Source organism: Streptomyces sp. NPDC003393 (assembly GCF_053589015.1).
In genome coordinates, this window is the sequence record NZ_JBSFRB010000029.1 from 1 (window position 1) to 13,383 (window position 13,383).

At 71.1% G+C, this 13,383-nt stretch carries 11 protein-coding genes and 2 pseudogenes; 9 read left to right on the top strand and 4 right to left on the bottom strand.

Annotated features, from left to right (window positions below; all coding sequences use genetic code 11):
• From ACWDUZ_RS25110 to ACWDUZ_RS25120, 3 genes and pseudogenes are all read left to right on the top strand, one after another.
• The coding region (locus ACWDUZ_RS25110) for a BBE domain-containing protein (protein ID WP_451634058.1) at positions 1-271 on the top strand (271 nt) is incomplete at its 5' end.
• A gap of 60 nt (positions 272-331) precedes the next feature.
• A pseudogene (locus tag ACWDUZ_RS25115) lies at positions 332-504 on the top strand (helix-turn-helix domain-containing protein); the annotation flags it as partial.
• Positions 505-628: 124 nt separating this feature from the next.
• A complete protein-coding gene (locus tag ACWDUZ_RS25120) occupies positions 629-1,387 on the top strand; it encodes a transposase (RefSeq protein WP_451634059.1) in 759 nt (252 codons plus the stop codon).
• A 56-nt stretch (positions 1,388-1,443) separates the two neighbouring features.
• Here ACWDUZ_RS25120 and ACWDUZ_RS25125 read toward each other — a convergent pair.
• A pseudogene (locus tag ACWDUZ_RS25125) lies at positions 1,444-1,938 on the bottom strand (IS110 family transposase).
• 223 nt (positions 1,939-2,161) lie between these two features.
• Between ACWDUZ_RS25125 and ACWDUZ_RS25130 the strand changes: the two are divergent.
• Positions 2,162-2,377 carry an I78 family peptidase inhibitor gene (locus tag ACWDUZ_RS25130; protein WP_451634060.1) on the top strand — a complete coding sequence of 72 codons (216 nt, stop codon included), beginning with the start codon at positions 2,162-2,164 and terminating at the stop codon, positions 2,375-2,377.
• A gap of 28 nt (positions 2,378-2,405) precedes the next feature.
• Here ACWDUZ_RS25130 and ACWDUZ_RS25135 read toward each other — a convergent pair whose 3' ends face one another.
• On the bottom strand, positions 2,406-3,431 hold the full coding sequence (locus tag ACWDUZ_RS25135) for a phosphatase PAP2 family protein (protein ID WP_451634061.1): 1,026 nt from the start codon (positions 3,429-3,431) through the stop codon (positions 2,406-2,408).
• Positions 3,432-3,685: 254 nt separating this feature from the next.
• Entirely contained in the window at positions 3,686-4,981 is a 1,296-nt protein-coding gene (locus ACWDUZ_RS25140) for a hypothetical protein (RefSeq protein WP_451634062.1), read from the bottom strand.
• Positions 4,982-5,263: 282 nt separating this feature from the next.
• Between ACWDUZ_RS25140 and ACWDUZ_RS25145 the strand changes: the two genes are divergently transcribed.
• Together ACWDUZ_RS25145 and ACWDUZ_RS25150 are read left to right on the top strand one after the other, a co-directional pair.
• Positions 5,264-6,874, top strand: a complete 1,611-nt coding sequence (locus ACWDUZ_RS25145; protein WP_451634063.1) for an MFS transporter — start codon at positions 5,264-5,266, stop codon at positions 6,872-6,874.
• 144 nt (positions 6,875-7,018) lie between these two features.
• Positions 7,019-8,251, top strand: coding sequence for an acyl-CoA dehydrogenase family protein (locus ACWDUZ_RS25150; RefSeq protein ID WP_451634064.1), 1,233 nt, complete (start codon positions 7,019-7,021; stop codon positions 8,249-8,251).
• Between the two features lie 55 nt (positions 8,252-8,306).
• On the opposite strand, the gene ACWDUZ_RS25155 is transcribed toward ACWDUZ_RS25150, so the two are convergent.
• Entirely contained in the window at positions 8,307-8,744 is a 438-nt protein-coding gene (locus ACWDUZ_RS25155; RefSeq protein WP_451634065.1) for a cell division protein SepF, read from the bottom strand.
• Positions 8,745-9,033: 289 nt separating this feature from the next.
• Between ACWDUZ_RS25155 and ACWDUZ_RS25160 the strand changes: the two genes are divergently transcribed.
• From ACWDUZ_RS25160 to ACWDUZ_RS25170, 3 genes are all read left to right on the top strand, one after another.
• The gene (locus tag ACWDUZ_RS25160; RefSeq protein WP_451634066.1) at positions 9,034-10,308 is read left to right on the top strand and encodes a DUF5685 family protein; all 1,275 of its coding nucleotides are present in this window, start codon (positions 9,034-9,036) and stop codon (positions 10,306-10,308) included.
• Positions 10,309-10,857: 549 nt separating this feature from the next.
• Complete coding sequence (locus ACWDUZ_RS25165; protein ID WP_451634067.1) at positions 10,858-11,763, top strand: S1 family peptidase; 906 nt, start codon at positions 10,858-10,860, stop codon at positions 11,761-11,763.
• 398 nt (positions 11,764-12,161) lie between these two features.
• Entirely contained in the window at positions 12,162-13,241 is a 1,080-nt protein-coding gene (locus ACWDUZ_RS25170) for a S1 family peptidase (RefSeq protein WP_451634068.1), read from the top strand.
• Positions 13,242-13,383 lie beyond the last annotated feature (142 nt).

Below are 13,383 nucleotides of genomic sequence, written 5' to 3' on the forward strand. Positions count from 1 at the left end.
CGACACCCGGGCCGCCAGCATGCCCACCATCAGCCACAGAAAGCGAAACAGTCCACCGACTCCGTCGGCGGACCGTCATGCAAGATCGAGGCTAACACCCTGGACGCAGCAGGAGATGCAGGTCAACCTTCTTCCTGCGCGGAGCATAACCCCGCAGGAGCTGCGAGCCGTCTACGGGAACCAGCGCTATGACCGGCTCGTCTCCATCAAGCAGAAATACGACCCGTACCACCTCTTCCGCATGAACCACACCATCACTGCCGCCTACTGACCTTCAAAGCGTGGCGTCGTAGGGGCTGACGCCTCATGATCGCTGCGGTATGCCGACCACATGAGGTATGCGCAAGGGGGCGGACTGACCGACGAACGGCAGGTCTTCCGCGAGAAGCCGAGCGGTCCAGGCAGGGCGACGAGAACGCGGTCATCGCTCACGACCTGCGGGTCAGCGTCCGGTCGGTTCAGCGGTGGCGCAGAGCCTGGTCGCAGAACGGGCCCCGGGCCCTTGGCCTCGCGCTTTCACGAGGTGGGCTGTCCAGCTGGTGATCAAGAAAGCAGAAAGTGCCTCTGACCAGCGAGAATGAGGATTGCTGAGGTCCTTGTTCCCGCCACCGTCGGAGGCACTTTCCAGGTGAAGAAGCGTATCGGGTCCTATCCGTGTGTCCGCGTTGAGGGCGGCGGTCGCGGGGTGATTTCGCAGGCCGGTCCGGTGCTGCTGGTCGAGACGGTCCGCAAGTCCGGTCTGGATGCGGCGATATCGGCGGCGCTTGAGCCGTGGCGCAAGCCGCGGGCGGTGCACGATCCGGGCAAGATCCTGCTGGATGTCGCGCTCGCGGTGGCACTCGGCGGGGACTGCCTGGCCGATGTGGGCATGTTGCGGGCCGAGTCGGCCGTGTTCGGGCCGGTGGCCTCCGACCCCACGGTCTCCCGGCTGATCAGCAAGCTGGCGTCGGGCGGCCAGCGGGTCCTGGCCGCGCTGCGCACCGCCCGCGCCGAAGTGCGCGAACGCGTCTGGCGATTGGCCGGGGCTGCGGCGCCGGACGCGGACGGGCAAGTGATCGTGGACATCGACGGCGTCCTCGTCCTGGCCCACTCCGACCACGGAGTTCAGTTCACGTCCTGGGCCTTCACCGAACGGGCCCGGGTCTCTGGCCTGGTCCCTTCGATGGGCACGATCGGCGACTGCTACGACAACGCCATGATCGAATCGTTCTGGGGTCGGATGCAAACCGAGCTGCTCAACCGCCGCCGATGGCGCACCCGCCTGGAACTGGCCAACGCGATCTTCGAATACCTCGAGATCTTCCACAACCGGCAACGCCGGCACTCAGCACTCGGCATGCTCACACCCGTCGAGTTCGAACTGAGGAAAACCCCCTCGATCGCCTAGAATCCAGCAACTCGACTCCATGCAAGCCGGGACACATCAGACCCACGAAACCGGGGTCAGCTCAGTTGAGCCCTGAGGCGGTTGATCTGGCGGGTACGGTCGAAGACGAGGTCCAGGCGCCGCGTGGTCAGGGTGCGCAAGTCGACGGCGATCTCGTCCCTCGGCCTGAGCAGCCCCAGGTCCCGGCGCATACGGGCCTGGTCGGCAATGACGAAGGCGTCCTTCGCGTCGGTTTTTCCTCACCCCGGTAGGTGCGAGGCCCGGTGCACTGCCAGGCCGGTGAGGTAGGCGACAGACTGACCGCGGGCGGTGAGCAGGCCGATCAGCAGGGCGGCACGGCCATGGTTGAGGTCGACCGTCCACAGCACGTCGCCGCGTATCGCCAGCACGTCGCCGAGCAGTGCGAGCAACTCGGTCTCGTCGTTCCGGACACGGCGCGACAGCAGCCTCTCGCCCTCCATATTGATCACCACGGCGTGGTGATGAGTCTTCCTGATGTCCACCCCGGCCCAGACCTCGGCCACATTCCCCTCCGCCAGCTCGTCGTACATCGATCCCGCAGACGACCTCGCCGGCGTTGTCCTACAGCAGCGATCGAGTCGCGTCTCCCAATCAGCGGTCGAGTCGTGGCGGGGCTCCGGGCGGCCAAGTCCCGTAAGCCATCCCGCGGCTCAGCCTTTACAGCCATACCCGGAGCCCTCGAGGTCCTCCGATCTTACGAATGACCAGACCAGACCCACGTCTTCAAGGTAGGACAGCCCTTAGCATGGCCGTATGGCACCGACTCCCACTCCGCCCGCGGAGCCGCAGGACAATCCGGAGACGTACGTCGGCCTCGAGGCCGCACGGGCCGAGCAACGCGCGAGGGAACGCGGCTGGTCGACGGTCAGGTCCCTGCCGCCGGGCGCGATCATCACCATGGAGTACCGGTTCGGGCGGCTGAACTTCGAGGTGGCGGACGGCCGGGTGGCCCGCGCCTGGAAGGGCTGACGCGGCGGCCGGGCGCCGTCGCGTGCCGTCAGGGGCGGGCCGCCGAGGTCGTGCCGCGGGGGACGCGCTCGAGGTGCGGCGGGCGGCGACTGCCGGCCGGGGTGACCGGTGTGCGCTCCGAACGGGTCAGGTGCGGACGGCTTGGGGCGAGGTGCACCGCGTTCCGTGAGGCCGAGCGGCTCGCGGCGATCGGCTCGCGGGCCGCGGCGCCCTCGTCCGCGGCGGTGGCACGCGGCTTGAGCAGCGCCGGGGACCCCACGGGATGGGCCGGTACGGGCACCGGGGCGCGCTGGCCACGGCGGGCGCGCCAGCGGTCGCGCAGGTCGAACAGGGCCGTCTCGACCCTGGCCATCAGGGGCTCGAACCACGGCAGCGCCAGCATGATCAGCAGACCGGCGGCCCAGCCGAGGAGTACGTCGCTGAGCCAGTGCGTGCCCAGGTAGACGGTGGTGAGGCCGACGCCGAGCGCGGTCACCGCGGACAGGGCGGACAGCCAGCGGCGCGCTCTCGGGGTGGAGGCCAGATAGGCCAGGATGCCCCAGGTCACCACGGCGTTGGCGGTGTGGCCGCTGGGGAATATATCGCCGCCCATGCCCATCTCGTTGGAGCCGATGACGGTGGCGTAGTGCGGTCCGAGGCGTCCCATGCCGAGCTTCGCGGCGCCGACCGTGAGGTTCAGCAGCAGCAGGGAGGCGGCGAGGGTGAGCAGCGGACGCAGGGTGTGCTGCCGCCAGGAGCGCCAGCCCAGCCAGGCGGCGACCATCACGGCGGTGGGGCCGCGCTGGCCAAGCACCACGTAGTAGTCGAGGAACGCGTGGATCTGCGGCCACTGCTGGTACGGCCGGAAGAACATGACCTGCCAGTCCAGGCGGACCAGCCAGGAGGTGGTCACCACGGCCCAGACGATCGCCAGGTAGAAGGCCAGGGTCGCCGAGAAGAGAACGACCCGGTGCCGGCTCATTCTCGGCATGTCGATGTGCGCCGGCCGTTGCGGCTCACGGTCCAGCCTGGCGAACACCCGGTCCAGGCGGGTGACGGTTCCTTCGGTACGCACCTAATCGACGTTACCGTGGGTCAGCTCAGTTCCCCGACGAATCACGGGGGTTGTGATGACGATGTGATGTGGGATTGCTCTCAACGGGCCTTTATTTCCGTGGATTACGCAATCCGGGGCCCTTCCGGAGCGCATTACCTTCGATGATTCCGGAACTTGCTTATATCCCGCTTATGAATTCGTTAACCGGAAGCTCGGATCTGATGACCCGTCTGCTCATCGGACGAGCGCCGATCGGTGGGCGACCGCGGCGGTCACGGGGGGCCGGAGCCGTTCAGCCAGAACGCCCCGTAGAGCGCCGAGGCCACCGCGACCGTGCCGAGCACCAGCGCCGACCGTGGGGCGCGCGCCCGGGCGAGCGCGAGGGCCAGGGGCAGCAGCAGCGGGAAGGCGGGCAGCAGCAGGCGCGGCTTGGACCCGAAGTAGCTCGACGCACACAGCGCGAGCGCGGTGACGACGCCCGAGTACACCAGGAGCGGCAGCGGCTGTCCCTGCCGTACGCCGATGACGTACAGCCAGATCACCGCGGCCACCCCGGCGATCAGCCCCAGCCCCGCCAGGGCCGAGGGAAAGGAGGTGAACTTGTCGGCGACGAAGCGCGCGAAGGCGTATCCGCCGTCGAAGCCGTTGCGCCAGCCGGCCTGCACATCGAGGTAGCCGAGCACGCCCCCGCCGGTGCGGTGGCCCACCCACAGGACGTAACCGGCGGCGCCGAGCGGCGCGAGCAGCATGCCGAGGAGGAGGCGGGAGGGAGCGTGGCCGGGGACGGCGGAGGCGTGTGCCGCCTGCCGGGCGCCGTTCGCCGGCGCCGCGCTCCGCCCGCGCGCGCACGTGCCTCGGTCGTGCACGAACGTGCCTCGGTCGTGCACGAACGTGGTGACCGCCGCCACCCACACCGCGGCCACGACGGCGAGCCCCACCGGCCGGGTCAGCCCCGCCGTCAGCGCCAGACCACCCGCCACCACCCAGCGCCCGGTCAGCACGCAGTACAGCGACCAGGCGGCGAGCGCCGTGAACAGCGACTCGCTGTACGCCATCGACTGCACGATCCCGACCGGCAGCACGGCCCACAGCAGCACCGCGCAGAGGCCGGCCCGCCCGTCTCCCGGCACCACCCTGCCGAGGCCGTGCTCGGCACGCCCTTCCGTTCGGCCGTACACATGGTCGACCACCGCGAAGATCCCCCAGGCCGCGGCGAGCGAGGCGAGCAGGCTCACGGCGAAGCCCGCGTCCGCGTACGACAGCGGCCCCACCGAGGCGAGCAGCCGCTCCAGCCACGGCAGCAGCGGGAAGAAGGCCAGGTCGGAGTGGACGTCCCCGTTGGGCAGTCGCACCTCGTAGCCGTAGCCGCCCCCGGCGACCCTCGCGTACCAGAGGGAGTCCCAGCGGGCGGTCAGCAGGGTGTACGCGCTCTTGTCGCGCGCCGCGCTCCAGACGGCCAGAGCCACCAGGCTCAGGGCGCGGACGGCCGCGTAGCCGAGGAGCGCCGGGGCGGCCCGGCGCAGGGCCGTGGGGCGGGCCACCGCCGCACGCGTTGCAAGATCGGTCACGGACTCGATTATCGACCGGGCACCCCGCGGGCCGGCCTGCCGGGCCCGCGACCCGTCGCGCGGCGGGCCTTGCCGGACGGGAGGACAGTGGCGTACGCCACACGGGTTGGCGAGAAGTCTGAGAGGTGGGCCACTCGGCACCGGATCGGACTGGCGTACGCTGACGAGTCACTCGCACATCGTCGCGCAGGCCGGAGACCACCGCTCCGCTCCGGCCGGGCCGCGGGGAGTCCCCACCCCGAGGGCCCGCCGACGGCGAGGGTTCATCTGGGAGGTACGTACATGTCCGGGACGACCGCGGCCGCCGCTCGGCTGCGCCGTCGGGCGGCCGGGGCCGGTGCCAACCGCTGGGTCGTCCTGGTCGTGCTCTGTGTCAGCCTGCTGCTGGTCGCGGTGGACGCCACCGTCCTGCACGTGGCGGTGCCCGCCGTCACCGAGGACCTCAGGCCCGGCGCCATCGAGCTGCTCTGGATCGTCGACACCTACCCCCTCGTCTGCGCCTCGCTGCTGATCCTGTTCGGCACGCTGGGCGACCGGGTGGGCCGCAGACGGATCCTGTTGCTGGGCTACGGCCTCTTCGGCGTCGCCTCCGCGGTGGCGGCCTTCTCGCCCAACCCCCAGACGCTGATCTTCGCCCGGGCGCTGCTCGGGGTCGGCGGGGCCATGATCATGCCCGCCACGCTGTCGATCCTGCGGCAGGTTTTTCCCGACCGCCGGGAGCGGGCGCTGGCGATCGGCGTCTGGAGCGCGGTCGCGGCGGTGGGCGCGGCGGTCGGGCCGCTGCTCGGCGGCTTCCTGCTGGAGCACTTCTGGTGGGGTTCGGTCTTTCTCGTCAACATCCCCCTGATGCTGGTGAGCCTGCCGGTGGGCCGGCTGCTGCTGCCCGAGTCGACGGGCGAGCGGGACGGCCCCTGGGACGTGGTCGGCGCGCTGATGGCGGCGGCCGGGCTGTTCGGGACGGTGCTGGGGGTGAAGCGGCTGGGCGGCGAGGAGCCGATGCTGAGCGTGCTCACCCTGGGGCCGCTGGTGGTGGGCGTGGCGCTGCTGGTGGGGTTCGTGCGGCGGCAGCGGCGCCGCACGCATCCGCTGGTGGACCTGGGGATGTTCGCGCGGCCGGCGTTCAGCACGGCGGTGGGCTGCATCGTGCTGGCGATGCTGGCGCTGGTCGGCCTGGAGCTGATCGCGGCGCAGTATCTGCAGCTGGTGCTGGGGCTCTCTCCGCTGAAGACGGGACTGCGGCTGCTGCCGCTGACGTTCGCCGCGATGGCGGCCGGGCTGCTGGGGGCACGCATCCTGCGGCGGTTCGGGCCGCGGCGGATGGTGTGCGCCGGGTTCTGTCTGACGGCCGCCGCGGTGGTGGTGCTGACCGCGATGGGCGGCCGGGACGACGCCGGTTTGCTGCTGGCCGGCTTCGTGCTGCTGGGCTTCGGCCTGGAGACGACCCTGTTCGGGGCGTACGAGTCGATGCTGAGCGAGGCGCCGGCCGAACGGGCCGGCGGGGCGGCGGCGATCGGCGAGACGTCCTACCAACTGGGCGCCGGCATCGGCATCGCCCTGCTGGGCACGGTGATGAACGGCGCCTACGCCCCCGGACTCGCGCATGTGCCGGGGGTTCCGGCGCAGGCGTCGGAAGCGGCGTCGCACTCGCTGGGGGAGGCCTACGAGGTCGCCGGGCGGCTGGGCGGTCCGGCGGGGGATTCCCTGCGGCGCGCGGCCCGGGACTCCTTCGTGCACGGGCTGCATGTGACGCTGGTGGTGAGCGCGGCGTTGTTGCTGCTGGGCGCGGTGGCGGCGCTGCGCCTGCCGCGGGCGATGCAGTGCGGCGAGGCGGACGAGGCGGCGGTGGAGCTGCCCGCCCAGCGGGAGGTCGCCCGCTCGAGCGTGTCCGTGTGAGCCTCGACGGGACGGATGTGATCACTGACGCAGCCGACATGATCACCGTCGGGCTGGACGCGGCGACCGCCGCGTCGTACCGTCGGGCCAGAGCCACGTAACTAGCGCTGCTAGTTTTCAGTCGCCGTCCCGGAGGGTGCCCACATGTCCCCGTCCCCGAAGTCGTCGCCGCCCCCCTTCGACCCCACCGACCCGCTCGGGATCGACGATCTGCTGGACCCGGAGGACCTGGCCGTCCGCGCCACCGTGCGCGACTGGGCGGCCGACCGCGTGCTGCCCCATGTCGCCGAGTGGTACGAGAGGGGCGAGCTGCCGGTGGTCCGGGAACTGGCCCGCGAGCTCGGAAGCATCGGGGCGCTCGGGATGTCGCTGAGCGGGTACGGGTGCGCGGGGGCCACCGCCGTGCAGTACGGGCTCGCCTGTCTGGAGCTGGAGGCCGCCGACTCCGGCATCCGCTCCCTGGTCTCCGTGCAGGGCTCCCTCGCCATGTACGCCATCCACCGCTTCGGCTCCGAGGAGCAGAAGCGGCACTGGCTGCCACGCATGGCCGCCGGCGAGGCGATCGGCTGCTTCGGCCTCACCGAACCCGACCACGGCTCCGACCCCGCCTCCATGCGCACCCACGCCAAGCGCGACGCTGGGGGCACCTCCCGCTCGAGCGGAGGCGAGAGTGGGGGAGACTGGGTGCTGAACGGACGCAAGATGTGGATCACCAACGGGTCCGTGGCCGAAGTGGCGGTCGTCTGGGCGCAGACCGAGGACGGCATCCGCGGCTTCGTCGTGCCGACGGACACCCCCGGCTTCTCCGCGCCCGAGATCAAGCACAAGTGGTCCCTGCGGGCCAGCGTGACCAGCGAGCTCGTGCTCGACGACGTACGGCTGCCCGCCGACGCCGTACTGCCGGAGGTCACCGGGTTGCGCGGACCGCTCAGCTGTCTGTCCCACGCCCGCTACGGCATCGTCTGGGGAGCCATGGGCGCGGCCCGCTCCTGCTTCGAGGCCGCCGTGGACTACGCGAGGTCGCGCGAACAGTTCGGCAGGCCCATCGGCGGTTTCCAGCTCACCCAGGCCAAGCTCGCCGACATGGCGGTCGAACTGCACAAGGGGATCCTGCTCGCCCATCATCTGGGGCGGCGCATGGACGCCGGCCGCCTGCGTCCCGAGCAGGTCAGCTTCGGCAAGCTCAATAACGTACGGGAGGCGATCGAGATCTGCCGCACGGCGCGGACGATCCTCGGCGCCAACGGGATCTCCCTCGAGTACCCCGTGATGCGGCACGCGACCAACCTGGAGTCGGTGCTCACCTACGAGGGCACCGTCGAGATGCACCAGCTCGTGCTGGGCAAGGCGCTCACCGGTCTCGACGCCTTCCGGTGAGCCCCGGAGCCTTCGGTGAGGCCCGGGCAGGGCAGGGCCGGCGTGCGGCCCTGCCTCAGCTCTGGTTGAAGAAGCCGTCCGAGCGGTGCGCCCCCGGGTCCCCGCTGACGATCTCGGTGTCGGCGGGCGAGAGCAGGAACACCCGGGTGGACACGCGGTCGATGGAGCCGCGCAGGCCGAAGATCAGCCCGGCCGCGAAGTCGACCACGCGCTTGGCGTCGGCCGGCTCCATCGCCGTCAGGTTCATGATGACGGGCACGCCGTCCCGGAACAGCTCGCCGATCGCGCGCGCGTCCCGGAAGCTGTCCGGGGTCACGGTGCCGATCCGGCGGCCCTTCTCCTCGGCCGTGTCCGTGGCCACCCTCACCCGGGGGTCGGTGACCCAGGCGTCCCCGGACTCGGTGCCCTCGGAGTAGTCGTCGTCGTAGTAACGCTCGTCTTCGTTGTCGTCGACGAGGCCGAGCCACGCACTCGCCTTGCGTACCGATCCCATGGACGCCTCCTCTCACAGCGGTCTTTCATGCTTTCCGCGTCCCTATGGTCATCCATGATGCGGACGGCGCGCCAAGTGGATAGACGCCGCGCGGGGGGTTTGTGACGGTACTGGTGCACAGCGGATCCGTCGAGAGCCTTGTGCCCCAAGGGTGATGGCCTACACGGCTGCTGACTGAGGGCGAAATATGATTGTCCCCGGCACACGGGTGAGGGACAGTGCGTACGGGTGAACGAAGCGGCCTATACGATGCGGCCGCTCAGCGTCGTCCACACCACGGGGGATCGTCGTGTTCGGAATCGTCAGGCCCTGCCGTCACCGGCTCGGTGACCGTCTCGCCACCCAGTGGATGGCCCACTTGTGCGGGCTGTGCCTCGCGCTGCGCGGCGATCATGGCCAGTTCGCCCGGGTCGTGACGAACTACGACGGCCTTCTCATATCCGTCCTGACGGAGGCTCAGGCGCTCGCCGTACCGGACGGCAAGGGCGGCGGGCGCGGGGCGGGGCGGCGTACGGCCGGACCGTGCCCGTTGCGCGGCATGCGTACCGCGTCCGTGGCGCAGGGCGAGGGCGCACGCCTCGCGGCGGCCGTCTCCCTGGTACTCGCCTCCGCCAAGGTGCGCGACCATGTCGCCGACGGCGACGGGCTGCTGGCCCGCCGGCCGGTGGCGCTCGCCGCGCGCAAGGTCGCCGACAGCTGGGGACGGGCCGGCGCCCGCACCGGAGCCGACGTCGGCTTCGACACCGCCGTCCTGGTCGACGCGGTGGACCGGCAGGTCGGCATCGAGACGCTGGCCGGGCCCGGCACCCCGCTCCTCACCGTCACCGAGCCGACCGAGACCGCGACCGCCGCCGCCTTCGCCCACACCGCGGTCCTCGCCGGCCGGCCGGGCAACGCCGAACCGCTCGCCGAGGTCGGGCGCCTGTTCGGACGGCTCGCCCACCTCCTGGACGCGGTGGAGGACCGCGAGGCCGACGCCGCCCGCGGGGCCTGGAACCCGCTCACCGCGACCGGCACCTCGCTCACCGAGGCCCGCCGGCTCGCCGATGACGCGGTGCACGGCATCCGGCTCGCCCTGCGCGACGTGGAGTTCACGGACGGCCGGCTCGCCCATCTGCTGCTCGTCCACGAACTCGCGCGCTCCGTGGACCGCGCCTTCGGAACCGAGACGTGCGGGCACGGGCCCCGGGCCACCGAGGCCGGCGCCGCGCGCGGCGCCTTCGGACCACCTCAGGGCCCGTACGCACCCCAGGACCCCCGGGCACCGCACACCCCGTACGACCCGAACCACCCGCACCCCGGCGGCGGCAACCCCTTCGGCCCCGAACCCCCGCGGCCCGGCAAGCGGGGCTTCCTCACCGGCTGCGCGGTCGCCGTCGGACTGTGCTGCACCTGCCGGATGTGCTGCGCAGACGAGTTCGAGGGGCCGTGGTCGCGGCAGCGGCGTGAGGGCTGGTGCAGCAGCTGCGACTGCGACCCCTGCGACGACTGCCCAGACTGCTGTGGCTCCTGTGACTGCTGCGGGAACTGCTGCGACGGCTGCGACTGCGGTTGCGACTGCTAGATCCTGTCGTCGAACTCGCGTCGTCCGCCCGAAGGGCGGGCTCTGCGGCATCCGGTGCGTGCTCCCGGTGTGCCGGGCGCAGACCCACGTACCGGAACGTTATGGTTCGAGGACTGTCCGGACGGTCGACTTCCGGACAGACCCGTGATCCGGGCGCCCGACGGCGACGCGGTCGTGCTCTTTGCCGGCGGAGGACGGACCGACCGTGAGCGGAGGGTTCTTGGCCGGTCAGGTACGGCTCGGCGCCGGCATCGGACCGGTTGCGGACGCCCGGGCGCACTCTGGACCTCGCGACAGCCGCGGGGGAGCGCACCGCGTTCGGCTGACCGGCTGTCAAATACCCCCGATCGCGCACGGTTCACTCGAATCGCACAGAGGCGCGCGGCCGAAAGGCACCCTTGCGCCGACCGGTCGTTCGGCCGAATACTCCCCCTCAGCGCTTGTCAGGGTCACAACGTGTCCGTGAATCCGGATGTCCGTGCCCTGGCTGCGCCTCACCGGGCCCCGACCCCACGCGGGCCCCCGACTTCCTTTGTGGAGGAACGAAAAGTGAGGATCAAGCGCACTGCCCCCCGCAGCGGTATCGCGAGACGGACCCGGCTGATCGCCATCGCCTCCGGGCTCGTGGCCGCTGCCGCGTTCGCGGTCCCCAGCGCGAACGCGTCCGACACCGACACCTTCAGCGCCGCCCAGCTCACCAAGGCGAGCGACTCGGTGCTCAAGGCCGACGTGCCGGGCACCGCCTGGGCGGTCGACAGCAAGTCGAACCGGGTGGTCGTCACCGTCGACAGCCGGGTCTCCCAGGCGCAGATCGACCGGATCAGACAGCAGGCGGGGACCAGCTCCGGTGCCCTGACCATCAAGCGCACACCGGGCCGGTTCAACAAGCTGACCTCCGGCGGCGACGCCATCTATGCGAGTAGCTGGCGCTGCTCACTGGGCTTCAACGTCCAGGACAACAGCGGCAACTACTACTTCCTGACCGCCGGTCACTGCACCGACGGGGCGGGCACCTGGTGGTCGAACTCGTCGCACTCCACCACGCTCGGCACCACCGCGGGCTCCTCCTTCCCTGGCAACGACTACGGCATCGTGCGCTACACCAACGGCTCGGTGACCAAGTCCGGCACCGTGGGCAGCGTGGACATCAGGAGCGCGGCCACGCCGTCCGTCGGTACCACCGTCTACCGCCGCGGCTCCACCACCGGCATCCACAGCGGCCGGGTCACCGCCCTCAACGCGACGGTCAACTACGGTGGCGGCGACATCGTCTACGGCCTCATCCAGACCACCGTCTGTGCCGAGCCCGGCGACTCCGGCGGTCCGCTGTACTCCAGCAGCGGCGTCGCCTACGGTCTGACCTCCGGCGGCAGCGGCAACTGCAGCTCCGGCGGCACGACCTTCTTCCAGCCGGTCACCGAGGCGCTGAGCGCCTACGGGGTCCACGTCTACTGACGTCCCGACCCCCGGGCCGTGCGCACGGCCCGGACCGTACCCGCAGCCGGCAGCAGGTGGAGCCCCCGTACGCGACAGGCGTACGGGGGCTTCCCGTTGTGCGGAGGGGGTGAAGGGCCGGTCCGGACGGGGCTGCGCAGGGGCGGGATCAGGACAGGGCCGAACCGCGCGGAAACGCCCGTTGGTTACTCGCGCGTAACGTTTGCAGCGCGAACGAGGCGGTGTGACCTCGGACGGTCAAGCGGCGAGGGACGTACGCCGGTTGACGTATACGCGTCCAGAACTCGACCTTGTGTGCCCCCTGTGAGCCTCGGAATAGTAGGCGCCGTTCAACCGCCTTCCGGTCCGTGAGGTCCCCACAACCTCGCGTGGCCGATCCCCCCACAGGAGGACGTCAGTTGAAGCACCGACGCATACCCAGGCGCCGAATCGCCGTGGCGGGTGCGGGTATTGCCGCACTCGTCGCCGCGGGGCTCACCTTCCAGAGTGCGAACGCCAGCGAGTCCGCGAAGACCTCCGAGGCTCGTACCCTCTCGGCCTCGGCGGCCGGAAGTCTCGCCTCGACGCTGCTGAAGGACCTCGGCGGCGACGCGGCCGGGACGTACTACGACGCCAAGTCGAGGACCCTCGTGGTCAACGTGCTCGACCGGACCGCGGCCAGGACGGTCCAGCGGGCGGGGGCCAGGGCCAGAGTCGTCGAGAACACCCTCGCCGAGTTGGACGCGGCCCGGACGACGCTGACGAAGGACGCGTCCGTCCCCGGCACCTCCTGGGCGACCGACCCGGTCACGAACAAGGTCGTGGTCACCGCCGACCGGACGGTCTCGGCGTCCGAGTGGGCCACGCTCTCCAAGGTCGTCGACGGCCTCGGCGGCAAGGCCGAACTCAAGCGTTCCAAAGGGGAGTTCAAGCCCTTCGTCGCGGGCGGGGACGCCATCACCGGCTCGGGCGGCCGCTGTTCGCTCGGGTTCAACGTGGTCAAGGACGGCCGGCCGTACTTCCTCACCGCCGGCCACTGCACCGAGGCCATCTCCACCTGGTCGGACTCCAGTGGCACGGTGATCGGCAGCAACGAGCGGTCCAGCTTCCCGGGCGACGACTTCGGCCTGGTCGAGTACACCGCGAACGTCGACCACCCGAGCGCCGTCGACCTCTACGACGGCTCCACGCAGACGATCACCAGGGCGGGCGAGGCCGCCGTCGGCGAGAAGGTCACCCGCAGCGGCTCGACGACCCATGTGCACACCGGCACGGTCACCGGTCTGAACGCCACCGTGAACTACTCCGAGGGCACGGTCAGCGGCCTGATCCAGACCGATGTGTGCGCCGAGCCCGGTGACAGCGGCGGTTCGCTGTTCGACGGCGACACCGCGATCGGCCTCACCTCCGGCGGCAGCGGCGACTGTGCCTCCGGCGGCGAGACCTTCTTCCAGCCGGTCACCGAGGCGCTCTCGGCCACCGGCACCCGGATCGGCTGATCGCTCCGCCTGCTCCGGCACGGCCCCGCCCTCGCGCGTGAGGGGGCGGGGCCGTGCCGCGTGGGGCCGCCGCACGACCGCGCGGCCGGCCGGCGCATGCGTTTGCGCAGGTGGGACACGCTCGAACGGATGTCGCACAGAT

Coding starts and splice junctions, on each gene's coding strand:
- ACWDUZ_RS25130 (WP_451634060.1), top strand. CDS start 2,162: ATGGCACCGACTCCCACTCCGCCCGCGGAGCCGCAGGACAATCCGGAG.
- ACWDUZ_RS25145 (WP_451634063.1), top strand. CDS start 5,264: ATGTCCGGGACGACCGCGGCCGCCGCTCGGCTGCGCCGTCGGGCGGCC.
- ACWDUZ_RS25150 (WP_451634064.1), top strand. CDS start 7,019: ATGTCCCCGTCCCCGAAGTCGTCGCCGCCCCCCTTCGACCCCACCGAC.
- ACWDUZ_RS25155 (WP_451634065.1), bottom strand. CDS start 8,744: ATGGGATCGGTACGCAAGGCGAGTGCGTGGCTCGGCCTCGTCGACGAC.